Origin of the sequence: Hylemonella sp. W303a (assembly GCF_046452315.1) — a bacterium.
In the GTDB taxonomy this organism is placed as follows: Bacteria; Pseudomonadota; Gammaproteobacteria; order Burkholderiales; family Burkholderiaceae_C; genus Hylemonella.
Genome location: NZ_JBKFDG010000005.1, coordinates 268,183 through 292,819 on the forward strand (window position 1 = coordinate 268,183; position 24,637 = coordinate 292,819).

Annotated in this window: 23 protein-coding genes; 16 read left to right on the forward strand and 7 right to left on the reverse strand. The window is 65.6% G+C overall.

The window, feature by feature from the left end; genetic code table 11:
• The first annotated feature begins 332 nt into the window (after positions 1-332).
• On the forward strand, positions 333-1,025 hold the full coding sequence (urtE, locus tag ACLBKS_RS11755) for an urea ABC transporter ATP-binding subunit UrtE (RefSeq protein WP_410192988.1): 693 nt from the start codon (positions 333-335) through the stop codon (positions 1,023-1,025).
• 17 nt (positions 1,026-1,042) lie between these two features.
• On the opposite strand, the gene ACLBKS_RS11760 is transcribed toward urtE, so the two are convergent.
• Genes ACLBKS_RS11760 through ACLBKS_RS11770 form a run of 3 tightly spaced genes read right to left on the reverse strand, consistent with a single transcriptional unit; the run spans position 1,043 to position 2,235 of the window.
• Positions 1,043-1,264 carry a hypothetical protein gene (locus tag ACLBKS_RS11760; RefSeq protein ID WP_410192989.1) on the reverse strand — a complete coding sequence of 74 codons (222 nt, stop codon included), beginning with the start codon at positions 1,262-1,264 and terminating at the stop codon, positions 1,043-1,045.
• Between the two features lie 31 nt (positions 1,265-1,295).
• Complete coding sequence (locus tag ACLBKS_RS11765; protein WP_410192990.1) at positions 1,296-1,703, reverse strand: VOC family protein; 408 nt, start codon at positions 1,701-1,703, stop codon at positions 1,296-1,298.
• A gap of 25 nt (positions 1,704-1,728) precedes the next feature.
• Positions 1,729-2,235: a helix-turn-helix transcriptional regulator gene (locus tag ACLBKS_RS11770; protein ID WP_410192991.1), complete on the reverse strand. Its 507-nt coding sequence runs from the start codon at positions 2,233-2,235 to the stop codon at positions 1,729-1,731.
• A gap of 134 nt (positions 2,236-2,369) precedes the next feature.
• On the opposite strand from ACLBKS_RS11770, the gene ACLBKS_RS11775 reads away from it, so the two are divergent.
• The 8 genes from ACLBKS_RS11775 (at position 2,370) to ACLBKS_RS11810 (ending at position 9,206) form a co-directional block, all read left to right on the forward strand.
• Positions 2,370-2,906 carry a dihydrofolate reductase family protein gene (locus tag ACLBKS_RS11775; RefSeq protein WP_410192992.1) on the forward strand — a complete coding sequence of 179 codons (537 nt, stop codon included), beginning with the start codon at positions 2,370-2,372 and terminating at the stop codon, positions 2,904-2,906.
• Positions 2,903-3,478 (forward strand): TetR/AcrR family transcriptional regulator, encoded by a 576-nt coding sequence (locus tag ACLBKS_RS11780; RefSeq protein ID WP_410192993.1) that lies wholly within the window; start codon positions 2,903-2,905, stop codon positions 3,476-3,478. The genes ACLBKS_RS11775 and ACLBKS_RS11780 overlap by 4 nt, the downstream gene beginning before the upstream one ends.
• Positions 3,479-3,764: 286 nt before the next feature.
• The gene (locus tag ACLBKS_RS11785; RefSeq protein WP_410192994.1) at positions 3,765-3,998 is read left to right on the forward strand and encodes a hypothetical protein; all 234 of its coding nucleotides are present in this window, start codon (positions 3,765-3,767) and stop codon (positions 3,996-3,998) included.
• 223 nt (positions 3,999-4,221) lie between these two features.
• Positions 4,222-5,103, forward strand: a complete 882-nt coding sequence (locus tag ACLBKS_RS11790) for an HAD-IIB family hydrolase (RefSeq protein ID WP_410192995.1) — start codon at positions 4,222-4,224, stop codon at positions 5,101-5,103.
• Positions 5,104-5,134: 31 nt separating this feature from the next.
• Positions 5,135-6,643: a glucosylglycerol-phosphate synthase gene (gene ggpS / locus ACLBKS_RS11795; protein WP_410192996.1), complete on the forward strand. Its 1,509-nt coding sequence runs from the start codon at positions 5,135-5,137 to the stop codon at positions 6,641-6,643.
• A gap of 148 nt (positions 6,644-6,791) precedes the next feature.
• On the forward strand, positions 6,792-7,799 hold the full coding sequence (locus tag ACLBKS_RS11800; protein ID WP_410192997.1) for an ATP-binding cassette domain-containing protein: 1,008 nt from the start codon (positions 6,792-6,794) through the stop codon (positions 7,797-7,799).
• Positions 7,796-8,611 (forward strand): ABC transporter permease, encoded by an 816-nt coding sequence (locus tag ACLBKS_RS11805; protein WP_410192998.1) that lies wholly within the window; start codon positions 7,796-7,798, stop codon positions 8,609-8,611. The genes ACLBKS_RS11800 and ACLBKS_RS11805 overlap by 4 nt, the downstream gene beginning before the upstream one ends.
• Positions 8,612-8,702: 91 nt before the next feature.
• Positions 8,703-9,206, forward strand: coding sequence for an SMI1/KNR4 family protein (locus ACLBKS_RS11810; RefSeq protein WP_410192999.1), 504 nt, complete (start codon positions 8,703-8,705; stop codon positions 9,204-9,206).
• Positions 9,207-9,262: 56 nt separating this feature from the next.
• Here ACLBKS_RS11810 and ACLBKS_RS11815 read toward each other — a convergent pair whose 3' ends face one another.
• The 3 genes from ACLBKS_RS11815 to ACLBKS_RS11825 form a co-directional block, all read right to left on the reverse strand.
• The gene (locus ACLBKS_RS11815; protein WP_410193000.1) at positions 9,263-10,426 is read right to left on the reverse strand and encodes a benzoate/H(+) symporter BenE family transporter; all 1,164 of its coding nucleotides are present in this window, start codon (positions 10,424-10,426) and stop codon (positions 9,263-9,265) included.
• 165 nt (positions 10,427-10,591) lie between these two features.
• Positions 10,592-11,434 carry a phosphonoacetaldehyde hydrolase gene (gene phnX / locus ACLBKS_RS11820; protein WP_410193001.1) on the reverse strand — a complete coding sequence of 281 codons (843 nt, stop codon included), beginning with the start codon at positions 11,432-11,434 and terminating at the stop codon, positions 10,592-10,594.
• 185 nt (positions 11,435-11,619) lie between these two features.
• Positions 11,620-13,821 (reverse strand): TonB-dependent hemoglobin/transferrin/lactoferrin family receptor, encoded by a 2,202-nt coding sequence (locus ACLBKS_RS11825; RefSeq protein ID WP_410193002.1) that lies wholly within the window; start codon positions 13,819-13,821, stop codon positions 11,620-11,622.
• Positions 13,822-14,004: 183 nt separating this feature from the next.
• Between ACLBKS_RS11825 and ACLBKS_RS11830 the strand changes: the two genes are divergently transcribed.
• Together ACLBKS_RS11830 and ACLBKS_RS11835 are read left to right on the forward strand one after the other, a co-directional pair.
• Positions 14,005-14,514 (forward strand): hypothetical protein, encoded by a 510-nt coding sequence (locus tag ACLBKS_RS11830; protein WP_410193003.1) that lies wholly within the window; start codon positions 14,005-14,007, stop codon positions 14,512-14,514.
• 2 nt (positions 14,515-14,516) lie between these two features.
• Positions 14,517-15,338, forward strand: a complete 822-nt coding sequence (locus ACLBKS_RS11835) for a DUF4198 domain-containing protein (RefSeq protein WP_410193004.1) — start codon at positions 14,517-14,519, stop codon at positions 15,336-15,338.
• 86 nt (positions 15,339-15,424) lie between these two features.
• Here the strand turns inward: ACLBKS_RS11835 and ACLBKS_RS11840 are convergent, their stop codons facing one another.
• Positions 15,425-16,297: an EamA family transporter gene (locus ACLBKS_RS11840; RefSeq protein ID WP_410193005.1), complete on the reverse strand. Its 873-nt coding sequence runs from the start codon at positions 16,295-16,297 to the stop codon at positions 15,425-15,427.
• A gap of 198 nt (positions 16,298-16,495) precedes the next feature.
• Between ACLBKS_RS11840 and kdpA the strand changes: the two genes are divergently transcribed.
• From kdpA to ACLBKS_RS11865, 5 genes are read left to right on the forward strand one after another with little or no spacing between them, the layout of a single operon-like run.
• Positions 16,496-18,196, forward strand: coding sequence for a potassium-transporting ATPase subunit KdpA (gene kdpA / locus ACLBKS_RS11845; protein WP_410193006.1), 1,701 nt, complete (start codon positions 16,496-16,498; stop codon positions 18,194-18,196).
• Positions 18,197-18,228: 32 nt separating this feature from the next.
• Positions 18,229-20,310, forward strand: a complete 2,082-nt coding sequence (gene kdpB / locus ACLBKS_RS11850; protein ID WP_410193007.1) for a potassium-transporting ATPase subunit KdpB — start codon at positions 18,229-18,231, stop codon at positions 20,308-20,310.
• Between the two features lie 55 nt (positions 20,311-20,365).
• Positions 20,366-20,962, forward strand: coding sequence for a potassium-transporting ATPase subunit KdpC (kdpC, locus tag ACLBKS_RS11855; protein WP_410193008.1), 597 nt, complete (start codon positions 20,366-20,368; stop codon positions 20,960-20,962).
• Between the two features lie 4 nt (positions 20,963-20,966).
• The gene (locus ACLBKS_RS11860) at positions 20,967-23,771 is read left to right on the forward strand and encodes an ATP-binding protein (protein WP_410193009.1); all 2,805 of its coding nucleotides are present in this window, start codon (positions 20,967-20,969) and stop codon (positions 23,769-23,771) included.
• A 60-nt stretch (positions 23,772-23,831) separates the two neighbouring features.
• On the forward strand, positions 23,832-24,533 hold the full coding sequence (locus ACLBKS_RS11865) for a response regulator transcription factor (RefSeq protein ID WP_410193048.1): 702 nt from the start codon (positions 23,832-23,834) through the stop codon (positions 24,531-24,533).
• Positions 24,534-24,637 lie beyond the last annotated feature (104 nt).

Genomic DNA, 24,637 nt, shown 5'->3' on the forward strand with positions numbered 1-24,637 from the left:
GGAGTTGGGTGCCAAACTTTGCGAAAAATCGCACGGCGTTGCTCGACTCTAGGAAGCCTGTCGAATGGTGCCCCCGGCCCGGCCCGTCTGCGCCGCCGAGAAGCGCAGGGCGGCCGGTCGGCACGCGCGCAGTCGCGCGTGCTTCGTGGTCTGACTCATCGCGTCTGTTTGAGCGGAGAGAGCGCAGCGAACGCAGCGAGTGATGCGATGGACCGGTTGTCCGAGCATCGCAGGGCAGCCGCGCAGCGGCCGGCGCAATCGGGCCGGGCCGGGGGCGCCGTTCGGCAGGCGGTCTTCGCCGAAGTCACCGCGCATGCTGGAGAGTCAGAAAAATGCTGAACGTCAAGAACATCAACCAGTACTACGGCGGCTCCCACATCCTGCGCGACGTGAGCCTCAGCGCTACCCTTGGAAAAGTCACCGTCGTGCTCGGCCGCAACGGCGTGGGCAAGACCACCTTGCTCAAGTCCCTGATGGGCCTGGTGCCGATCAAGAACGGCAGCATCGAATTTGAGGGCCAGGACATCCACAAGGCCACGCCCTACGAACGCGCCCGCGCCGGCATCGGTTTCGTGCCCCAAGGCCGCGAAATCTTTGCTCGCCTCACCGTCGAGGAAAACCTGCGCATGGGCCTGGCCAGCCAACCTGGCGGCACACCCATCCCGTCCGAGTTGTACGAACTGTTCCCCGTGCTCAAGCAGATGCTGGGGCGGCGCGGTGGAGACCTCTCCGGTGGCCAGCAGCAACAGCTGGCCATCGCCCGCGCGCTCGCGGCCAAACCCAAGCTGTTGGTGCTCGACGAACCCACCGAAGGCATCCAACCCAGCATCATCAAGGACATCGGCCGCGTCATCCGCATGCTGGCCGACCGCGGCGACATGGCCATCCTGCTTGTCGAGCAGTACTACGACTTCGCCGAGGAACTGGCCGACGAGTACGTGGTCATGGAGCGTGGTGCCGTCATCGCCAAGGGGCCTGGCAGCGAAATGAAAGACAAGGGCATACGCCAGCTCGTGGCGATTTGATGGGGTGCCGAGCGGACTCAGCGCGCCTGCTCTTTCCGTCGTTTGCCGAGGTAGGGCAGCGCGAACAGGTAGAGGCCCGTGCCCAGCAGCACGAAAAGCGGCGGCAGCGGCGCGTAGACGATCCAAATCGGCGCCTGGCCGCCGTTCATCGCCATCGCGGCGAAGTTTGCGATCACCGTGAGGGTAAAGACGAGCGACACCCAGCGGTGGAATTGGCGGATGCCTGGGTTCCAGTTCATGGTCGTTTCCTTTTCTTGTCTTGTTGCGCGTTCATCCGCGCGCCTGGACCAGCTTCCAGCCATTGCCGGATGGGTCGCGAAAGCTCGCATCCACGCTGCCATAACGTTCCGTCGGCGCCTGCGTGAACTCCACGCCGCGCGCCTGCATCTGCGCGTGCGCGGCGCGGCAATCGTCCACCGTCAACACTAGCGGCGGCATCGCGCCCTTGGCCACCATGGCCTGCAGGGTTTGGGACGTCGTCGCGTCATGCATGGGCGGTCCGGGCAAAAAGAGGCCGAGCTGGAACGATGGTTGATCGGGTAGCTGGACCGTGAGCCAGCGGTAGTCCCCATTGCGCACGTCCGTGTGGACGCGAAACCCAAGCTGTTCAACGTAGAACGCAAGTGCTTCATCCTGGTCGCGCACGTAGAGCCCGACGACTTCAACACCAAGGCGCATGGCCAAGTCCTTTCCTGAGGTGAGTTCAGGCGCGGTTTATACCGGCGGCTTCGCGGCGGCGCTTCTCCGAAACTGCGATGTCGAGCGCAGGCCGTTGTGCCGCGCTCATGAAGCAAGCCGGCACCAGGGCCAGCGTATGTGACTCTTGGGGAGCGCGGGCGCGTGCTTGGATCCGCGCCGCGCTCGGGCTCAGGCCGGTGATGTCGCGGAAAGTGCGGCCGAAGCTGCCCAGGCTTTCCCAACCGGTCTGGAAGGCGATGTCGGTCACGGGCAGTTCGGTGTCACGCAGCAGGGCCAGGGCGCGCTCGATGCGGCGCGTCAGCAGGTAGCGGTGGGGCGGCAGGCCAAACGCATCGCGGAAGGCATGCGCGAAATGCGTCGCCGAAACCTTGCTGACCCGCGCCAGCCGCTCGACCGGCCAGGCCTCATGCGAGGCCGCGTCCATGCGGTCCTTGGCGCGAAGCAGCCGACGCAGCAGGTCGGGCGGCGTCTGCATCGCGGCGGGCAGGGGAGGCGCAGTGTTTTTCGTCATGCCGTCGCGATGATGCCGTGACTCGACCCGTGACGGGCCGATCTGGAACCATTTTTCCTGAGCCAAAGAGCCTGGATGGCTCAGAAGTCTGAGCATTGAGCACTAAAATATACATTGTATATTTTTGAGTCGACATGACCACTGCCCACGTTTTCATCGCCACCAGTTTGGATGGCTTCATCGCCCGGGACGATGGCGACATCGCATGGCTGCTGGAACGCGACGACCCCACCGAGGACCATGGCTACGCCGCCTTCATCGCCGACAAGGACATGATCGTCATGGGCCGTGGGTCCTATGAGAAGGTGCTCACCTTCGATGCCTGGCCCTACGAGCAGCCTGTGCTGGTGCTGTCTCGCCAACTCGAGGGAATGCCGGTGCCCGAGGCATTGAAGGGGAAAGTGCGTTTTTCCGGGCTTGCGCCCAAGGCCATCATGGAGGCGTTGGCGGGGCAGGGCATACGCCGCGTCTATCTGGACGGAGGGCTGCTGCTGCAGTCTTTCCTGCGCGAGGGCTTGGTCGCCGACCTGGTGATCACCACCGTGCCTGTCTTGCTGGGCTCAGGGCGTCCACTGTTCGGCGCTTTGACCCGTGATATCGACTTGGCCTTGGTCTCGTCCCGCAGCTTCCCCTCCGGGCTCGTGCAGTCGACCTATCGGGTCAGGCCATGACGTTGGCGCGCGGTCGTCCCGCGCAGGGCGCGGGGGTGTCGCGTGACACCATCCTGGCCACGGCGCTGTCGCTGTTGGATGAGAGCGGCGGGCAAGGTCTGACGATGCGCGCCCTGGCCAAGCGCCTGGGCGTGACACCGATGAGCCTGTACCGTCATGTCGGAACGCACGAGGCCTTGTTGCGCGCCTTGTCGGACCAGGTTTACGCCGACGTGTTGGAGCCGCTGGGCGCGACGATGGACGCGACGTCGGACCCACGGCCCGCGATCAGCGCCTTGCTGACCCGCTACCACAAGGCCATTGGCAAGCACCCGCAATTGACACTGGCCATTTTCTCGGCGCCACAAGCGTTCGCGGGCGTGACGCGGGAGATCACCGATCGTTTGACCGCGCTCGTGGCCATGCTGACGGACGAGCCTGAACTTTGGCGCGATCTCCTCATCGATCATGCTCATGGCAGTGGTTTGGCTTTGGTGGCCGCCCGTGGCCAGCCGCAACTCGCTCGGATGATGGCGCAGCAGTACCAGAACGCCTTGAAACGCTTGATGCAGCGTCTGGGGCCGCCATCCTGAGGGTGGGTCGGGGAGCGCCTTGATCCGCAGCCCGCATCGGCCGCGTTGCCCCCGTGGCCACCGGCGCCCACGTTTGCCTTGTGTGCAGCCGTCGCGACCCTCCTTCGCAGTCCGCGGATTTCCTTTGCGACCCGCCGACCCACATCGTGGTAAGTCGCACCCGTGAGCCGGGTTTTTGCGTAGGCCTTTGGCGCAGGGCTTCTAGAATGTTCCCTAATCCCACGCCGCGACTTGCTTTCTTGATGAAGTGCCACGCGGCGTTTGGTTTTTGAGTCTGCCTTAGTCCATGCACTCCGCTGCCTTTCCTCACCTGCACGCCAAATGCGTCCTGCGCCGCCAGGCGCGGTGCTGTGCGCGGGTGAACGCGAAGCTGGGGGCGGCCCTCACGCGCGGCATGGTGCGCTCGCGCAGCACGCTCACGCCGCCCTTGCCGGGCGAGCGCTTTGCCGTGCTGCGCTACGCGACGAACCGACGCTCCGAGCCTCCGCTTGGTTGCGCGTCCTTGAATCGCCTGTCCTGACCGGACGGCGGAAACCCTCACGCCCCGGGCCCTGAGCGCGGGGCGCGCGTCCCGGTCGCCGTCGTGGTGCGGCCCCCGTGCCTCGGTGCCACGGCGGCGTTCTCCAAAGTCACTTCCTCTTTTCGCGTCCGCGCACCGATGCCGTTTCCGTCCCCGGCCTGTTCACCCAGGCAGTCGTGGCGCCGTGTGCGCCGGGACTGCCGCAGCCAGGAGTCTGACCCGCATGACATCGCCGTCTTCCACGCCGATCTCTCACGACGTTTTTCCCGCGCTCGATCGCCCGCTGGTGCTGGCGACCGATCTGGATGGCACCTTCCTCGGTGGCAGCGACACCGAGCGCGCCGCGCTCTACCAATGGCTGCAGGCCTTGCGCACGCGGCAGCCGAACGACCTGACCCTGATCTTCGTCACCGGGCGTGACCTGCCCTTCATCCGCAGCCTCGTGGCCGCGGGTGCCGTGCCCCGGCCGGATTACGTGATCGGTGACGTGGGCACCACGGTCGCTGGGGGGCCAGGCATCGAACCGCTGCCTGCGCTGGAAGCGGACATCGCCGCGCGCTGGACGCTTGGCGCGGCCTCGGCTGAACAAGCCCGCGCGCGACTGCGGGCCTTGTTGGCCGACGAACCCGGACTGCGCGAACAGGACACGCCCTTTCGCTACCGCCTGAGCTACTGGTACGAACCCGACGCGCTGTCGCCCGACACCTTGCCCAAGATCGACGCGGCGGGTTACGACGGTCTGTTGTCGGCCGGCACCTTCCTGGACGTGTTGCCGCGCGGTGTCTCCAAGGGGCCGACGCTGCGGCAACTGATCGCGCACCTGAGCCTGCCGCCGCAGGACGTGCTGGTGGCGGGCGACACGCTCAACGACCTGTCCCTGTTCGCCTCCGGGCTCAGCGGCGTGGCCGTGGGCAATGCCGAGGCTGCCTTGCTCGAAGCCTTGCGCGTTCTGGAACGGGAGCAGGCTTGGGACGAACCCGCGCAGGCGCATGAAGTCCGCCCGCGGCGCATCTACCGCAGCCCGCGTGCGGGGGCCGCCGGCATCCTCGACGCGGTGCATCACCACGGCTTCGTCACACGCGGATTTTTCGCGCCATCCCTTTGAAACTGTGAAGAAGAACAGAAAGGAGCCTTCCATGGACAACACAACGCAACCCTCCGACCTGGTGATCGTCTACCACCGCCAGCCCTATGAGGAGCATGTGGAGAACGGCCAACTGGTCTACAAGGAGCACGCCAGTCCCAATGGCATCGTGCCCACGCTCAAGAGCTTCTTCGGCTCGGTCGAGCGCGGCGCCTGGGTGGCTTGGAAGCAGGTGGAAGGCAAGGGGCGCGAGGCCGATAAATTCGAGCGCGTCGTGCGCATCCAGGATTCCTATGGCACCTACAACGTCTCGCGCCTGCCACTCACCGCGCAGCAGGTGCGCAGCTTCTACCACGTCACTTCGAAGGAAGCGCTCTGGCCCATCCTGCATTCCTTTCCCGAGCGCTACAACTACGACGCGGTGGACTGGCCGACCTTCCGCGAGGTCAATCGCCTGTTCGCCGAGGCCGCCGTGGCCCAGGCCGCGCCGGGTGCGGTGATCTGGATCCACGACTACAACCTGTGGCTCACGCCGCATTACGTGCGCAAGCTGCGTTCGGACGTGAAGATCGCCTTCTTCCACCACACGCCGTTTCCCTCGTCCAGCATCTTCAGCATCCTGCCCTGGCGCGACGAAATCATGAACAGCCTGCTGGACTGCGACCTTGTGGGTTTCCACATCCCGCGCTATGCCGCAGGCTTCGCGGCGGCGGCGCGCAACCTCAAGGGCGCCAAGATCCTGGAGGAGGCCGCAGCGCCATCCAGCATGTCGCACCAGGGCCTGGCGTTGTCGCAGGCCTCCTCGCCGGTCAAGCTGGGCTACCAGGGGCGCGTGGTCCATGTCGACGCCTGCCCGGTAGGCACCAACGTGCCCTACATCCGTGAACTGGCGGCGCGCGAGACGACGCAGGCACGCGAGATGCGCATCCGCGAGGAACTGGCCGGGCGTCGGCTCATCGTCTCCGTCGGACGCACGGACTACACCAAGGGCACGCGCGACATGCTGCTGGCCTATGAGCGCCTGCTGGAGCGTCAACCGGCGCTGGTCGGACAGGTGCAACTGCTCGTCACGTCGGTGTCGGCGGCCTCGGGCATGGGCGTCTACCGCAATGTGCAGCGCGAGATCGAGCAGATCGCCGGGCGCATCAATGGCCGCTACAGCACGCTGGCCTACCGGCCGCTGTGGCTCTCGACCTCGGCCATCCCTTTTGAGGAACTGATCGCCTACTACCGCTGTGCCGACGTGTGCTGGATCACCCCGCTGCGCGATGGCCTGAACCTGGTGGCCAAGGAGTACGTGGCCGCTCGGGAGAATGGAAACGGTGCCAATCTGGGAGGGGCGCTGGTGCTGTCCGAGTTCACGGGCGCGGCGGTGGAATTGGACGGCGCGGTGCTGGCCAACCCCTACTCCAACTTTCAGATGGATGCCGCCATCGACCGCGCCCTGGCCATGCCGACTCAGGAGCAGCAGGAGCGCATGGCCAGCATGCAGCGCAGCGTGCAACGCTATGACGCTTCGCAATGGGCGCGCCACACGCTGGGAAAATTCAAGACCCTGTGAGGGATTTGACCAGGTCTGGGCGACAGCGCTCGAAGGATGGCGCTCCGGGCGCGGTTGCGCGTTTCCCCCAGTGTCGAAGCACAGTTTGTCACGCAAAAAACAGGGCGTAACCCGTAAACTCAGCGCTCTTTATTTGGGGGGGGACGGGATGCCTGCACTTGTGACGGAGTTGGCGATCGAGACCCACGGACTGCGCAAGCAGTTCGGTGATTTCGTCGCCGTTCAGGGGATCGATTTGGCGATCCCGCGCGGTTCGGTTTACGGCCTGCTCGGCCCGAACGGCGCGGGCAAGACCACCACCATCCGCATGCTGACCACCTTGCTGCGCCCCAGTGGCGGCACAGCCCGTGTGCTCGGGCATGACCTTGTGACCGAAGCCGCCCAGGTGCGCGCCAAGGTGGCCGTGACGGGGCAGTTCGCCTCCGTGGACGAAGACCTGACCGGCGAGGAAAACCTCATCCTGATCGCGCGGCTGCTGGGGTTCACGTGGAGCGCGGCGAAGGCACGGACTAAGCAATTGCTCGCCGCCTTCGACCTCGAAGAAGCCGCCAAGCGCCAGGCTCGCAACTACTCGGGCGGCATGCGGCGCCGGCTGGACATCGCCGCCAGCCTGATCGTGACGGCCGACCTGCTGTTCCTGGACGAACCCACCACGGGCCTGGACCCGCACAGTCGCAACCAGGTCTGGGACATCGTGCGCGCGATCGCCGCCGAAGGCACGACGGTGCTATTGACCACGCAGTACCTTGAAGAGGCCGACCGCCTTGCCGAACGCCTGGCCGTCATCGAGCACGGCAAGGTCATCGCCGAAGGCACCAGCCGTGAGCTGAAGGCCTCGGTCGGTGGCCGCGCCCTGCAACTGCGCCTGGCCGACGTGACTCAGCGCGCGGCGGCGGAAGACATCCTGCGCCGGGTGCTGGGCGAAGCGGTGGGTGAGGTGCAGGCGGGTGACGACGACGAAGGGCTGCTGCGCGCCAAGGTCGCGCGCGACGAACTCGCGCCTCAGGCCCTGGCCCAGCTCGCGGCCGCGAACATCGCCATCGCCGAATTCGCCCTGGCCCAACCCAGCCTGGACGATGTGTTCCTCGCCATCACCGGCAAACCCGCAGAAGACAAAACTGCGGACGGCACGAACAAGCAAGGAGGCAAGCAATGAGCAGCGACAAGATTTCCCTGCATGGCGTCTTGAGCAAGGACCCGCGCCCCGCTCGTGCCAGCGCGGGTGCGGCTGTGCTGACCCTGGCCTGGCGGGCCATGCTCAAGATCAAGCACGTGCCCTTCCAGCTCTTCGACGTGCTGGTCTTCCCCATCATGATGACCTTCATGTTCACCTACCTGTTCGGTGGCGCGCTGGCCGGTTCGACCGACGCTTACCTGCAGTGGCTGATCCCGGGCATCGTGGTGCAGACCCTGGTCTTCCTGACCATCTACACCGGCATGGGCCTGTGCACCGACATCACCAAGGGCCTGTTCGAGCGCTTCCGCTCGCTGCCCATCTGGCAGCCCAGCCCCATCGTCGGAGCGTTGTTCGGTGACCTGAGCCGTTACCTGCTGGCGGCCCTCGTGGTGCTCACCGTCGGCCTGATCCTGGGCTTTCGCCCGACAGGTGGCGTGACCGGCGTGGTGATGGCCTTGCTGCTGGTGCTGCTCTTCACCTCGGCCCTGTCCTGGTTCTGGATCATCATCGGCATGCTGGTGCGCACGCCCGAAATGGTGATGACCACCAGCATGTTGCTGCTGTTCCCGCTCACCTTCGTCAGCAACATCTTCGTCAACCCAACCACCATGCCCAGCTGGATGCAGACCGTGGTCAACCTCAACCCCGTCACTCACCTGACCAACGCCGCGCGCGGGCTGATGCATGGCAACGTGGTGGGCGGTGATGTGGTCTGGGTGCTGGTCGCTTCGGCCGCCATCACCGCCGTGGCGGCGCCGATTGCGATGCGGATGTATTACCGAGAGAGGTGATTTTGTGAGCTGAGTTGCGGTGTGAAGACCGCATTGTTATTTACATCAGTCGGTTCGGATATTCAAGAAATTGCAGTTGCAGGCATGCAAGATGTTTGAATCCATGTATTCAATGCGAAATGGCAAAGTTCTGACGATTGAGGCACTAGCGGACTCAACAGTGTTCCCGAATCCATATGCAATTTATGCAAGTGGCTTTTGGAAGTGCTCGGAAGAGATCATTCTGAAGACCGAGGAATCTTTGCAGTTTCGTCTTCCTGGGCAGCTCAGGAGCTACTACGCCGAGATAGGCGTTGGTACGGTTCGCGGGCACGATGACGCGATAAGTTTTTCATTCAATAACGTACTTATTCCAACACATATTCCTGAGTTGATTAATGGAACATGTGGATGGATGGCACCTTATACGCAGATAGAGCCAGAGGTCGTACCATTTTTTGAACGCGATGTAGATTTGTTCTTTTGTATCAAACCAAAAAGCGCCAACCCCAATGCAGTTCATTGGATGTGGGGAGAGAAGATTTGCGATTCTCTTAATGAGTTCTTCAATCGTATTGCGGGTGATCCGAGCTGGCCCAATCCATCAGGATTCTGAGTTTTAGAGTTGCTGTCTTGGTCCTGAAAAATTAGGACGGTATGAAGTGAACTTAATCACTTCCTCCGCAACCCCAACGCAATCGCCCCCGCCACCACCCCCCAGAACGCCGAACCCACACCTGCGATCACGACGCCGCTGAGCGTGACGAGGAAGGTGATGAGCGCGGCTTCGCGTTGGTCCTCCTGTGCGAAGGCGGCAGCGAGCGCGCCCGCGATGCTGCCCAGCAGGGCCAGGCCCGCGATGGCCGCGACCAGTTCCTTGGGGAAGGCCAGCAGCAGGCCCGTGACCGTGGCTCCAAAGATGCCCACCAGCACGTAAAGCAGGCCGCAGACCACGGCGGCGGTGTAGCGTTTGGCCTTGTCTTCGTGCGCTTCGTGGCCCATGCAGATGGCGGCGGTGATGGCGCTGAAGTTCAGCGCAAAGGCGCCAAAGGGTGCGAGCACCAGGGTCGCCACGCCCGTCATCGTGAGCAGACGCGAAATGGGCATGTCGTAACCCGCCGCGCGGATGGCCGCCACGCCGGGCAGGTTTTGCGAGGCCATGGTCACGACAAACAGCGGCAGCGCCAGGCTGACGATGGCCGACAGCGTGAAGCTCGGCGCTGTGAACACTGGCACGGCCAGCGAGAAACTCACGGTGTTCCAGGCCAGTTGACCGCGCAGCGCGGCATAGGCCACAGCGACCACCAGGGTCAGCGGCACCGCGTAGCGCGGCACGAAGCGCTTGCCCAGCAGGTAGGTGGCCAACATCAGCAGCACCAGCGGCAACGCGGTCTGCGCGGCACCAAAGGCATTGAGCCCGAAGCGCGCCAGCACGCCGGCCAACAAGGCCGCAGCCAGGGCCATGGGGATGCGGTTCATCACCCGCTCAAACCAGCCCGTGGCACCCGCCACCGTGATCAGCGCCGCACTGACAATGAAGGCACCGACGGCCTCGGCCATTGAAAACCCCCCCGCCAGCCCAGCGGCGGCCAGCACCGCCGCACCCGGCGTGGACCATGCCACCATCACCGGTTGGCGCAGGATCAGCGAGGGCAGGGCGCTGCACAGCCCCATGCCGAGGCCCAGCGCCCACATCCAGGAACTGATTTCTTCCGGCGTCGCGCCAAACGATTGCGCGGCCTGGAACACCAGCGCGACGGAACTGGTGAAACCGACCAGCACGGCAACAAAGCCTGCGCTGGCGGCGGAGAGTTGGAGGTCTTTGAAGAAACGCATGGCGCTGGATTTTTAGATTTGAGGATTGCGCAGATGCCCGCTGGCAAGAGGATGCGGGGTGAAGGCGGAGCGAAGTAAAGGAGGAGAGCGGCGCAGCCGCTCGGGGGACATGAGCGCAGTCTTTACCCCGCATCCTCTTGCCTTCACCAATGCTTGAGTGCTAATTCAAGGAGCCTCGCCCTTTGACAGTCGAGCCTCAATCGCCTCAATCACCGCAGGCAACTCCGCCACGCTGTCGATCACGTAATGCGCGCCCGCCTCCTGCAGCCGACGCCGGGCCTGGGCCAGACGGGTCTCGTACTCAGCCGGCTGCGCCGCTTTCATGGCCTGAGCGTCAGCCAGCGTGTACCCCATCTCATTGCCCGACAGCGCCAAGCCCACGCTCCACATCCCCGCATTGCGTCCTTCCTCCACGCCCGGCGTGGTGTCGTCCACCTTCACGCAGGCGCGCACGTTCGGGACTTGCAGCGCGAGCAGATTCGCCAGCGCCATGTAGGCGCCAGGACGCCCACCTGCGGGCAACTCGTCACCCGCGACCACATGGTCGGGCGCGATGCCCGCTTGCTTGGCCAAAGGACGCAGCACGTCCATCACCTGCTTGGGATAACCCGAGCAGGAACCGATCTTGATGCCGCGCGCGCGTAGCCAGGCCAACGTGTCCACCGCCCCGGGAATCGGCTGCGAGTACGCCCCCACCTTCTCGATCTGCATGGGCATGAAGCGCTCGTAAATCGCGTCAATGTCGGCCTCGGTCGAGGGGCGCCCGAAGACTTTTTGCCATTGGGCTTGCACGCCCGGGTCGTTCAGCAACTGATGGATGTGCAGGCGCTTGGACAGTCCCATGGGCCCCCGCGCCTGCTCCAGCGTGATGCGGATGCCAAAGGTCTGGAAGGCGTCCACGAAGATCTGCGTGGGTGCGAGTGAGCCATGGTCAACCAGGGTGCCGGCCCAGTCGAAGATCACGGCCAGGACGGGGGAGGGCAGGTGGGGCGGTTTCACGAAGGTCATGGCTTCATTATCCCGCTGGGCGATGACGGTCGTTTCAAACCGGTTGCTTGGGTTGCGTGATTCTCTTGGGCGAGCCCACATGCGAACCCACATTCGAGACTCGATGCGAACCCCAATGCAGCAGGCCGGTCACGCTCTGCGCATGACCGGCCTGGATCTGCGAGGCCTTCAGACCGCCGCGGGCGTCAGAAGTCGGCGCTCATCGAGACGCGCACCGAGCGGCCGGGCTGGGTGTAGGCATCGAGCACCGCGGACGAGGCGGCGAGGCCTTGCACGTCAGACCAGTTCCAGTACTTCTCGTCCGTCAGGTTGTAGACGCCAGCCGTCAGGCGCAGGTCCTTGCGGATGCGCCATTGGCCGCTGAGGTCGTACACCGTGTAGGCGTCGGGCAGGAACTGCGTGCTCGAGTCCACATCGCTCTTGTCCTTGGCGGCGCTGTGCGTGGCGTCCAAGCGCACCATCCAGACGGGGGTGTCGTAGCGCACACCGGCGGTCATGCGCGCGGGGTTGATCGAGTCCAGCGGCACGTCCTGGGCCGTGTCCCGTCCGCGCGCTTGGCTGTAGCTGAGCGGGCTCGACAGCGTGCCTCCCGCGAACTGGCCCGGCGCACCCCAACGGATGTCGGCCTTGGCCTCAAAGCCGCTGATCTCCACCCGTCCGATGTTGACGGACTGGTAGACCGTAGGATTGGCCTGGGTGCCCGCGCCGCCGACCTTGTAGGTGTCCTCGATGAAGTCCTTGTATCGGCCCGTGAATGCGGCGAAGTCGAAGCTCACGCCGTCGAGTCGGCCGCGCAGGCCCAATTCGAAGTTCTGGCTGGTCTCGGGTTTCAGGTCCGGGTTGGGAATGGTTTTGTAACCCGCGGCGGCATTCTCAAAGAAGGCGTTGATCTGCCCCGCATTGGGCGCACGGAAGCCCGCCGCGTAGTTGCCGAACAGGCTCCACTGGTCGGTGGCACGCCAGAGCACGCCCAGCTTGGGGCTGGTGGCGTCGCCTGAAATCGACTTGGCGTCGGCGTTGAAGTTCTTCTGGCTCGCGTCAATGCTGTAGTGGTCGAAGCGCACGCCCGGGGTCACGCTGAAGTCCCCGATGATGAATTCGTCCTGCACGTAAAGCGCGGTGCTGGTTTCACGCGTGTCGGGGAAGCGCTTGAGCGGAAAGGTCTCTCCGGCGGGCGGCGTGACGCCATCCTGCTCGTTGACCACGTCGGTGACGACGTAGTCCACGCCGTAGGTGATCTTCTGCGCCGAGCCACCGCCCATGCGCAGCAGCTTGTTGCCTTGCAGGTTGGACTGCCAGGTGGTTTCGTCGTAGGTCGTGTCACGCACGCGGTCCGTGGTGGTGCGATCTTCGTCTGCCCATTCGCGCGAATGGGCGTCCTGATAACTCAGCACGGCGCGCACTTCGTCGGCCAAGGCCGATTGCGTCTGCCAGCGGCTGTCCCAGGTCGCGCGGCTGCGTTCCATGTCGGTGCTGGCGTCGGATCGCAGCACCGTGGCGGTGCGCGCCGTCAGCAGCTCATAGTCGCTGCTCTTGTCCACATGCTCCAGCGTCAGCGCATGGCGCTGGCCCGCGCCGGGCGTCCACACCAACTTGCCCAGCAGGCTGTAGTTCTCGTCTTCTTGGGGGTTGGGCGTGGTCCGGGTGGCGTTCTTGCTGTCGTTGTCACCCTGGTTGTCCAGTTCTTGGGCGCGCGACACGCTCGCACCCAGCAACCACTGCAACTCGTCGTTGATGCGACCCGCCAGCGTGGTGCCGAGGCGCTTGGACTGGTTCGCGCTGTCATAGCCCAGGCTGATCCGGCCCGCGAAGTCGTCGTTTTGATCAAGCAAGTTGTCCGGGTCGGCGGTGATGAAGTGCACCAGCCCCCCCATGCCATCCGAGCCATACAAGGCCGAGGTGGCGCCACGCACCACCTCCACGCGCTGAATCAGGCCCACGTCGAGGTAGTCCCGCCCGAACGACGTGGCGCCGAAAGCGTAGCTGCGCGGCTGGCGGATGCCATCGACCAGCACCAGCACGCGGTTGCCGTCCAGGCCGCGGATGTTGAAGCCTGCGTTTTGGTCTCGGCCTGTGCTGCCGCTGGCCATACCGAAGCGAGCGGGCGAGCGCTGCACGCTCACATTGGGCAGTTCGCGCGCCAGGTCGCGGATGTCGCGCACCTGCTTTTCTTCCATCGTTTCCGTGCCGATGACGTCGATGGACATGGGCAAATCGTCGGCGGACTGCTCAACGCGCGAGCCGCTGACGACGATGGCCTGGAGTTGGGCGACTTCCTGCGCCTGGGCGGTGAGTCCGGGGCCAAGGGCGCAGGCCGCCAGCCAGGCCAGGGGTTTGAGGCGGAAGGTGCGGACGACGTCGCGACGGGACTTGGATTTGGAAGGCATGGACTTTCTTGTAGGCAATGAAAGGAAAGGTGGGGTGAACCGACTTGATGGCCCGTGATGTGCCACAAATCTTTGCAAAGTATATTAATAATGAGAATGATTCGCAATAAATAATTGTGTAAAAATAGCCGCCTTCTCGCTTCCCCATCCCAACCCTCACTCTTATCCATCTTTGAGGTTTTCATGAAACAAACAAGTCCAGCCCTCGTGGCGCTTGCCGTGGGCGTGACCGTCCTGCTGGCTGCCTGCGCGTCCCCGTCCCAACCGAACGCTGACAAGGCGCTTGGGCCCGTCAACCCCGCGGGCGGGCACGGCCATGCCGCCTTCATGGGCAGCTACGACGTCAACCGTGACGGCGTGGTCACGCGCGACGAGTACGACACGCTGCGCAAGCAGCGTTACGTGGCGGCCGACATCAACCGGGACGGCTGGCTCAGCGAGGCCGAATACGTGGCCGAGTTCGAGGCGCGCTTGAAGCAGCAGTACGCCGCCCAGGGCCGCTCGCCCGACGACGGCTACCAGCAAATGATGAAACAGGCCCATGTGCGCTTCAACATCCTGGACAAGAACAAGGACGGCCGCCTGTCGGTGGACGAGGAGAACGATGTCGCCGAGCGCACCTTCAAGACGGGGGACGTGAACCTTGACGGCGTCGTGAACGCCGCGGATGACATGAAGAAAGGCGCGAATTGATCATGGTCCGCATGCTTCGCCCCTTCTTTGCACGCGTCACGCTGCTGCGCCTGTGCGCGGGACTGCTCTTCACCGGCACCGCCCAGGCGCACACGCCTTACCTGTTGCCCCTGAGCTTTGACGTGTCCCCCGATGCCATCGTCAGCGTGGACGCGGGCTATGCCGAAAAATTCTTCCTGTCGGAAGTGAACTTTGGCGACACGCGCTTCGTGATCACCACGCCGGACGCCAGCTTGCTGCCTTTCGGGGAGGTGCATCAGTTCAAGTCCCGCACCGTGGCCGAGCAGAAGTTGCCCGGTGCCAAGGGAACTTACCGTCTGAGCACGGGCGTGCGCTTGGGTTCAATCTTCCGAAGCTGGGAGCAGGACGGCAAGGTGGAGATCTCGCGCGATGGGAACAAGACCCCGCCGCCTGGGGTCAAGCTGCTGTCCCATTACCAGTCGCATTCGATTTCCGAGGCGTACGTGACGGCCGGGGCACCCAACAAGCGCGCCTTGGAGCCGACCCAGCAGGGTCTGGAAATCGCACCCATCACCCACCCGAACGATTTGGTCACGGGTGAAAAGTTCGAGTTCACCGTGCTGTTCGATGGCAAGCCGCTGGCGGGGCAGACGGTGGACATCTACCGCTCCCCCATGGACCTGGGCAGCGAGCACACCAGCGCGAGTGTGAAGACCGATGCGCAAGGTCGCGTGGCCTATGCGCTGAGTCAACCGGGCGTCTATCTGGCCTTGGTGCGTTATCGCGGTGCGGCGCCCAAGGGCGCTGCCGCGCCGATGTACGGCTACAACTACACCCTGACTTTCCGGGTGATGACGCCTTAAATACGGACAGCAAGGTCTCACGGCCCGCTCGCGGCTCAGGCAGCCGAGAGTGGGCTTTTTTTTAACCCGGTCTTGCTCGGTGTTGATCAACCCAAGCGCAGCGCCATCACGCCCGCCACGATGACGGCCGTGCCCATGGCGCGGCGCGGCGTGAAGGGCTCGCGCAGCAGCCAGGCGCCGATGATGGCCGCGAACAGCACCGAGGTCTCGCGCAGCGCGGCCACGGTGGCCACGGGCGCGCGCGTCATGGCCCAGAGCGCGATGCCGTAGGAGCCCAGCGAGGCCAGCGCGCCGCCCAGCGCAATGCGCCAGCGCTGGCGGGCGTAGGACAGTGTGCGCGGCCAAGCGACCTTGCCGCGCCGCGCCAGCACAAGCAGGGCGAAGGGCCAGCCATCGAAGGCGAACAGCATGATGACGTAGCGCAGCGCCCCCAAGCCATCCGCCTCCGTGCTGGCCGCTCGCGCGCCCAGCGCGTCCACCAGGGTGTAGATGGCGATGATGACCGCGTTGGCCAGCGCGAAGCCCACGGCTTTGGGCGAATCCAGCGCGTGGCGCGACAACCCGAGCGCCAGCACGCCGCAGCACACGCCCAGCACGCCGATCCAGGCCAGCGGTGAAAGATGCTCCCCCACGAACAGCGCCGAACTCAGGGCGACGAGCAGCGGCGCGGTCCCACGCATCAACGGGTAAGCCAAGCCCAGGTCACCGTGGTGGTAGGCGCGCGCCAGCGCGATGTAGTAGCCGATGTGGATCAGCACCGAGGCTGCGATGTAGGGCCAGGCAGAGAGCGGCGGCGGCCCCAACCAGAGCAGGAGCGGCAACGTGACGACCGAACCCAGCAGGTGAATCAGCGCTGTGTCCAGCGTCTTGTCCTGGCTGGACTTGACCAGGGCGTTCCAACTTGCGTGCAGTAGCGCGCCGAACAGCACGGCGGCGGCGATGGGCCAGGTGAGGGTCATGCGGCGAGTGTCGCAGAGATCGTGCCAGGCCCGCGCGACCGTGCCGTGGCGGGCCGGAAGGCGCGGAATTTACGCGGAATTTATGCCTTGGTCCGGCCGCGAGGCTGGCGAATTTACGGGTGCCACTTCGAGAATTTTGCACGTGGTCGCCGAGGTCTCTGCGGCCTGTGCTGAATCGACATTCAGGAGTCCTTGCACATGATCGAACTCATCGTTGTCCTGGGGCTGGCCCTCGTGTTGGGCTGGCCGCTAGGCAGTTATCTCGCCGCCGTGATGCGCGGCGAGCCCATGCGCGGTGACCGGCTTTGGGGCCGGGTCGAGCGCCCTCTGTACCGCCTGCTGGGGGTAGACCCGTCGCAAGGCATGGGCTGGCAGGACTATGCCAGAGCGTTCCTGCTCAGCAACTGGGTGCTGGGCTTGTTGGTCACGGCGATCTTCATGACCCAAGCCTGGTTGCCGCTGAACCCGAACGACGCGCCGAACCTGCGCTGGGATCTGGCGCTGCACACGGCCGTCTCTTTCCTCACCAACACCAACCAGCAGCATTACTCGGGTCAAGCTCAACTGTCGCATCTGGCCCAGATGACGGGCATCGTCGGCTTGCAGGTTGTCACGCCGATGATGGGCCTGGCCCTCGTGGTGGCCACGCTGCGCGGCCTGTTCGGTGGACGCCAGGCCCGCGAGGGGCAGGCCGATGCCAGCGCCGTGGACCTGGGCAACTACTGGGCCGACGTCATACGACCCACGGTGCGTGTGTTCCTGCCGCTGTGTGTGCTGCTCTCGATGCTGTTGACATGGCAGGGCGTGCCCTCCACCCTGGCGGGTGGGCCGGAGGTCACGCCCTTGGACGCGAGCGTGGCCATGAAGGAGCAGAAGATCCCGCTGGGGCCCGTCGCGCCCATGGTCGCGGCCAAGCAGTTGGGCACCAATGGCGGCGGTTGGTATGGCCCGAACAGCGCGGCTCCGCTGGAAAATCCGACCCCGCTGTCCAACGTGCTGCAGACGTTCTCGCTCATTCTGTTGCCGGTTTCAGTGGCTTTCATGGTCGGTGCTTTCACGGGGCGCAAGAAGTTCAGCGCGCTGGTGTTGGGCTGCATGCTGACCATGTCCCTGGCGTCCACGGGCTTGGCGTTGTGGTCCGAGGGCCATTCCTCGTCCACGGCCGACGCGGCGCTGATGGAAGGCAAGGAAGTGCGCCTCGGTGCTGACGCCTCCGCGCTGTGGGCCGCGTTCACCACGCAGACCAGCAACGGCTCGGTCAATGCCATGCACGACTCGTTGGCGCCGCTGACCGGCTTGGTCACGATGGGCAATATGTTGGTCAACGCCATCTGGGGCGGCATCGGCTGCGGCCTGCAGCAGTTCCTGGTCTACCTGCTTTTGAGCGTCTTCCTCGCGGGGCTGATGACCGGGCGCACGCCCGAGTTGTTCGGCCGCAAGATCGAAGCGCAGGAGGTGAAGTTGCTCGCTGTGCTGGTGTTGCTGCAGCCCTTGGTAGTGCTGGGCTTCACGGCCGTCACCCTGGCCATCCCCTCCCTCACCGGTAACTCCAACCCAGCCTTCCACGGCATCAGCCAGGTGCTGTATGAGTACGCCTCGGCCTTCGCCAACAACGGCTCCGGCTTCGAGGGCCTGGGCGACGCCACGTACTGGTGGAACCTCAGCTGCGCCGCCGTGCTGGCCTTGGGCCGTTACCCGGCGCTGATCCTGCCGCTGGTGATCGCCGCCTCCCTGGCCCGCAAACGCTTTGCGCCGGAAAGCGCCGGCACCCTGCAGGTCGAGACCCCAACCTTCGCCCTGACCCTGATCGCGGTGGTCGTGATCCTGACCCTGCTCCAGTTCATGCCCGTGCTGGTGCTGGGACCCGTCGCTGAACACCTGTCGATGATCGCGCAGTGAGCGCCATGGAACCCAAGTCGGAGAACCTTCTCATGAATGTCAAAGACAATTTCCCCGCGATCGCTCCCAGCCGCCCAGTCGCATTGCTGGACGCTGCTGGGTTCAAGGTCGCGCTGCGTGCTTCCTTCGTCAAGCTGGCGCCCCAACACGCCTTCAAGAACCCGGTGATGGCCGTGGTCTGGTTCGGCACGCTCTGGTGCGCTGTGTTGACCCTGCTCGGGGCGACGTCCGCGGGCATGGGCTGGGCCGTGACGGCGCTGCTCTTTGTCACCGTGCTGTTCGCCAACTTCGCCGAGGCGGTGGCCGAAGCGCGCGGGCGTGGCCAGGCCGCCTCGCTGCGTCGCGTGCGCAAGGATTTGGTGGCCCGTCGTCTGGGGGGCCGCGATGACGCGGAGGCGATCACCCGCGCGGTGAGCATTCCGGCGGCTGAATTGATTCCGGGCGATCGGGTCGTCGTGTCCGCGGGAGAGATCGTGCCCGCCGATGGCGAGATCGTGCGTGGTCTCGCCACCCTCAATGAATCGGCGGTGACGGGCGAATCGGCGCCCGTGCTGCGCGAGGCGGGCACCGACCGCTCCGGCGTGATCGGTGGCACCAAGGTCTTGTCCGACGAGATCGTGGTCCGCATCACGGCCCAGCCGGGACACAGCTTCCTTGACCGAATGATCGCCCTGGTCGAGGGCGCGAACCGGCAGAAGACGCCGAACGAGATCGCACTGGGCCTGTTGCTGCTGACCATGACCGCGACCTTCCTGATCGTGGTCGTCAGCCTGCCCTTCATCGCGTCCTTCGTCGGCATCACGCTCGATCCTCTGTTGCTGGTCGCCCTGCTGGTCTGCCTGATCCCGACCACCATCGGCGGCCTGCTGCCGGCCATCGGCATCGCGGGCATGAACCGCGCGTTGGCGGCCAATGTGTTGGCCAAATCCGGCAAGGCGGTGGAGGCGGCGGGCGACGTGGACGTGCTGCTGCTGGACAAGACCGGCACCATCACCCATGGCGATCGTCAGGCCACGGTGCTGCACGCCCTCGCGGGGGTGGAGCCGTCCTTGCTGCGCGAGGCCGCCTTGCTGGCCTCGCTGGCTGATCCGACGCCCGAGGGCAAGTCCATCGTCAAGCTGGCGCGCCGTCAGAACCGTGACGGTTCATCGGTGCCGCTGGAAGAGCCCGTGGGCGCGCACTTCGTGGCCTTCAGCGCCGCCACACGGATGTCCGGCGTGGACCTGCCCGATGGTCGTTCCATCCGCAAGGGCGCGATGGACGCCATCGTGCGACGCGTGCAAGAGGCTGGGGGGGGCGTGCCGACCGAGCTTCAGGCCCGTGTCGAGCAGGTGGCGCGCAAGGGCGCCACGCCCCTGGTCGTTGCCGACGGTCGCCACGTGCTCGGCGTGGTGGAGTTGTCGGACGTGGTCAAGCACGGCATCCAGGAGAAGTTCGCCCGGTTGCGCGCCATGGGCATCCGCACCGTGATGATCACCGGCGACAACCCGCTGACCGCCGCGGCCATCGCCGCCGAGGCCGGGGTCGACGACTACATCGCCGAAGCCCGGCCCGAGGACAAGCTCGCCCGCATCCGTGCCGAGCAGGCCGGTGGTCGTCTGGTCGCCATGGTGGGCGATGGCAGCAACGACGCGCCCGCACTCGCTCAGGCCGACGTGGGCTTGGCCATGAACACGGGCACGCAGGCGGCCAAGGAGGCTGGCAACATGGTCGATCTGGACTCGGACCCGGCCAAGCTGCTGCAAGTCGTCGAAGTGGGCAAGCAGCAGCTCATCACGCGCGGTGCGCTGACCACCTTCTCGCTGGCCAACGATGTGTCCAAGTACTTCGCCATCCTGCCGGCGCTGTTCGCGGGTGCGATTCCTTCCATGGCCGCGCTGAACGTGATGCAGCTGTCCAGCCCGGCCAACGCGGTGATTGCGGCGCTGATCTTCAACGCCCTCATCATTCCGCTGCTGATTCCGCTGGCGTTGCGTGGCGTGCGCTTCCGCCCGATGGGCGCCACGGCGCTGCTGCGCCGCAACATGCTGGTCTATGGCCTGGGCGGTGTGTTGCTGCCATTTCCCGCGATCAAGCTGATCGACATGATGCTGACCGTGACGGTCGGCGCCTGAAGTCCGAAGTCTCACCCGAGGCTGATTAAGAGGTTAAGAGGTCAAGAGGTTCATCATGACAAGCCATTCTTCTTCCTTGCGCGCACCCCTGGGGCTGGCCCTGGTCTCTCTGCTGGTGTTCGGTCTGTTGTATGCCATCGCCGTGGCGGGCCTGGGCGGTTTGCTCTTTCCTCGGACGGCCACGGGCAGTCTGATCGAGCGCGAGGGCCGTGTCGTCGGCTCCGCCTTGGCCGCGCAGCCCTTTGCCGACGCGCGCTATTTCCAGCCGCGCCCTTCGGCGGCCGCCTACGACCCGATGGCCCTGGCGGGCAGCAACCAGGCGCGCAGCAATCCCGACCTGCGTCAGCGCATCGCCGACGCCCGCGTGGCAGTGGCTGCGCGCGAGGGCATCTCACCCGAGGCTGTGCCGGGGGACTTGCTCACTCAGTCCGGCAGTGGCATCGATCCGCACATCAGCCCCGAGGGCGCCCGCGTCCAGATCGCGCGTGTCGCGCGGGCACGAGGGCTCGACGCGGACCAGGTGGGTCAGCTGGTGGCCCGGCACACCGAAGGCCCGCAGCTCGGTCTCTTCGGTCAGCCCCGCGTCAACGTGCTGGTGCTGAACCTGGCCTTGGATGCCCTGAGCCGCGCAGTGGCCGCGCAAGCACAATAGGCGCATGCGCGAGGAACACAAGGTCCCACGTGACCCGGACCGCGAGGCCCGGGCTGACGCATGGGCGAGTGGACTGCGCCGCGACGCGGCGGGGCGGCTGACGGTTTTCCTGGGCGCGGCGCCGGGTGTCGGCAAGACCTACGCCATGCTCTCGCGGGCGCGAGAGTTGCAGAAGCAGGGCGTGGATGTCGTGATCGGCCTGGTCGAGACCCACGGTCGGGTCGAAACCGCGGCGCTGCTGGATGGCCTCGAAGTCATCCCGCGCCGGCGCGTTGACTACCAGGGGCGTTGGCTGGAGGAGATGGACATCGACGCGGTGCTGGCGCGTCGACCGCGCGTCGTCGTGGTCGACGAGCTGGCGCACCGCAACGCCGTGGGCAGTCGGCACGAACGCCGTTGGCAAGACGTGGAGGAACTGCTGGACGCGGGCATCGACGTCTGCACCGCCGTCAACATCCAGCACCTGGAAAGCCTCAACGACATCGTGCACCGCATCACCGGCGTGCGCGTGAGCGAGACCGTGCCCGACGCGCTGTTCGACCGTCTGCGTGACATCCGCCTGGTCGATCTGCCGCCGCGCGAACTGATCGAGCGACTCAAACAAGGCAAGGTCTATCTGCCCGACCAAGCGGAGCGTGCCTTGAAGGCGTTCTTTCTGCCTTCGAACCTGGCTGCGCTGCGCGAACTGGCCATGCAGACAGCGGCCGACCGCGTGGACGAAGACCTGCGCGAAACCCAGACCGCGCGCGGACAGTCCGGTCTGGCGCTGCGTCGGCGCGTGCTGGTCGCGATCGACGGCCTGGGGTCCTCCGAATACCTGGTGCGCGCGGGCCGACGCATCGCCGAGCGGCGCGACGCGCCCTGGAGCGTGGTGACGGTGAAATCCGGCCCCGGCGGCAAGGTCGATCCGGCGCGGCAGGCTGAACTCGACCGCGCCTTCGCGCTGGCGCGCAAGCTGGGTGCCGATACCGAAGTGCTGCATGGACCGCGTGTCGCCGACGCCCTGCTTGACCATGCCGCGCGTGACGGCAGTTCCACGATCGTCGTCGGGCGCACGCGCGAGCGCCCCTTCGCCCGGATGGTGAACCGCACGCTCACCCAGCAACTGCTGCAACACGGCGCGCATTACGAACTGGTCATCATCAGCGCGCCGCAGGCACGCGCCCGAGCGCGGCAGCGCCGGGAAAGCCCAGCAGCATGGCTGGGCCGCTATGACCTCGCCTTGGCCCTGTTGGCCACGCTGGTCGCCATCGCGGGGGCCTGGGCGGCGGAGCGCTGGCTGGGCTTGAGCGATCTTTCCATGGTCTTCATCGTGGCGGTGGTGTTGGTCGCGGCGCGCACGCGCATGACGGCGGCGGTGGTCGCGGCGGGACTGTGCTTCCTGGCCTACAACTTTTTCTTCATCGAACCACGATTCACGCTTTACATCGGCGCGCGCCAAGGCGTGACCACGGTCTTTCTCTTCTTGATCACCGCGTTAGTGGCCGGGCGGCTGGCGTCCCAATTGCGCATGCAGGTGTTGGCCCTGCGCGCTGCGAATGCGCACGTCACGGTGTTGCAGGGGCTCGGGCAGCAGCTCAGCGCAGCCGCCGACTTGGGGGGCGTGCTGCAGGCCGGGCGCACGGTGCTTGAACGCCATCTGGGCGCGGGCGCTTGGCTGCGCGTGACCGGGGATGGCGAAGGCAGCGGCGCCGACGTGGAGTCGTGTTCCAACGGCGCGGTGCTGGCGGACATCGACCGCGCCGCGGCCGATTGGGCGCTGTCGCATGGTCAGCCCTCGGGGCGATTCACCGACACCCTGGCCGGGGCGGCCTGGTGGTGGCTGCCCCTGCGCAAGGAGCAAAACATGGCGGGCCTTGGAGGCGAAACCAGCGACGACGTGATCGGCATTGTCGGGCTGCGTTTCGGCGAAGACGTCCGGCGCCTGTCCTTCGCGCAGCGCCGTCTGGCCGAGGCCATGGCCGAAGACATCGCTCAGGCGGCTTTGCGCGCGCGGCTGGTGGCTGATTTGGAAAAAGCGCGCGTCAACAACGAAACCGAGCGCCTGCGTTCAGCGCTGCTGTCCTCGGTCTCGCACGATCTGCGCTCGCCGCTGGCGGCCATGATCGGCTCGGCTGGCAGCCTGGCCGGTTACAGCGAGGCCATGAGCGCGCAGGACCGCAAGAGCCTGCTCGACACCATCTTGGTCGAAGGCGAGCGGCTGGACCGCTACATCCAGAACCTGCTGGACATGACCCGTCTGGGCCACACGGGCCTGAGCCTCAAGCGCGACTGGATCGGCGTGGACGAGTTGATCGGATCGGCCTGCGGGCGCCTGCGCCGATACCAGCCGGGCGTGCTGCTGCAGGTGACGCTGGCGCCGCGGTTGCCTCCGATCTGGGTGCATCCCGCGCTGGTGGAACAGGCACTCTTCAATGTGTTGGAAAACGCCGCCAAGTTTTCTCCACCGGGCGAGACCATCGACATCACGGCCCAAGGGGTCGAAGAGACCGGTGAGACGGACGATGGACGCGAGCGCTTGCAGCCTAGCGTCCTGCAACTGGACGTGCGCGACCGCGGCCCCGGCATACCCGTGGAAGAACGTGGACGCATCTTCGACATGTTCTACAGCGTCGAGCGCGGGGACCGAGGTCGCCACGGCACGGGACTGGGTCTCACGATCGCGCAGGGCATGGTCGGCGCGCACGGTGGCAGTGTTTCCGCCCTGTCGGGCCCGGACGGTCGCGGCACCGTGATCCGCATCACCCTGCCGTTGATGACGCCGCCCAGGATGTCCTCTGAACCACTGTTTGACGCCGACAGCCGATAGACTGCCACACCAGCCCGCGCTCTGACGTCCATGTCCACGCCATCTCCCGTCTCGCCCGCCATGCCGGTTTCCACGCCCGTGCGTGTGCTGGTGATCGACGACGAACCGCAGATTCGGCGCTTCCTCGAAATCAGTTTGCGCGCGCAAGGCTATGAAGTGGCGCTGGCCGCGGCAGGTCGCGAAGGCTTGGCCGCGCTGGCGGCGCAGGGTGCCGATCTGGTCGTGCTCGACATCGGCCTGCCTGACATCGATGGCCACGAAGTGCTGCGAGAGCTCCGCGCCTGGTCCCAGGTGCCGGTGCTGATGCTCAGCGTGCGCGCGGGTGAATCGGAGAAGGTAACGGCTCTGGACGAAGGGGCCAATGACTACGTCACCAAGCCTTTCGGCACGCAGGAGTTGATGGCGCGCATCCGCGTGTTGTTGCGTCAGCAACCCGGTGTGAAAGAAGGACAGACGGTGTTCGACGACGGCCACCTGCGCATCGATTTGGCGCGCCGCGAGGTGCGTTTGAGCGGTGAGCTGCTCGCCTTGGGCCGCAAAGAGTATGCCTTGCTGGCCTTGCTGATCAAGCATGCCGGGCGCGTGGTGACCCAGCCGCAGATCCTGCGCGAGGTCTGGGGTGTGACCCACCAGGACGACACGCATTACGTGCGCATCCTGGTGGGCAAGTTGCGGCAAAAGCTGGGCGACGACGCGCTGTCGCCACGTTACATCGCCACCGAGCCGGGCGTGGGCCTGCGCTTTTTGGTCGGATCGTCCTGAGGCCAGCCGTGGCGGCAGCGCGGTTGCGCCCCATGGCCTGAGGGTGACGGTGACGGGGGCGTGCACCGACGGCCCGAGTTTTCATCCCCACGCCGCACCATAAC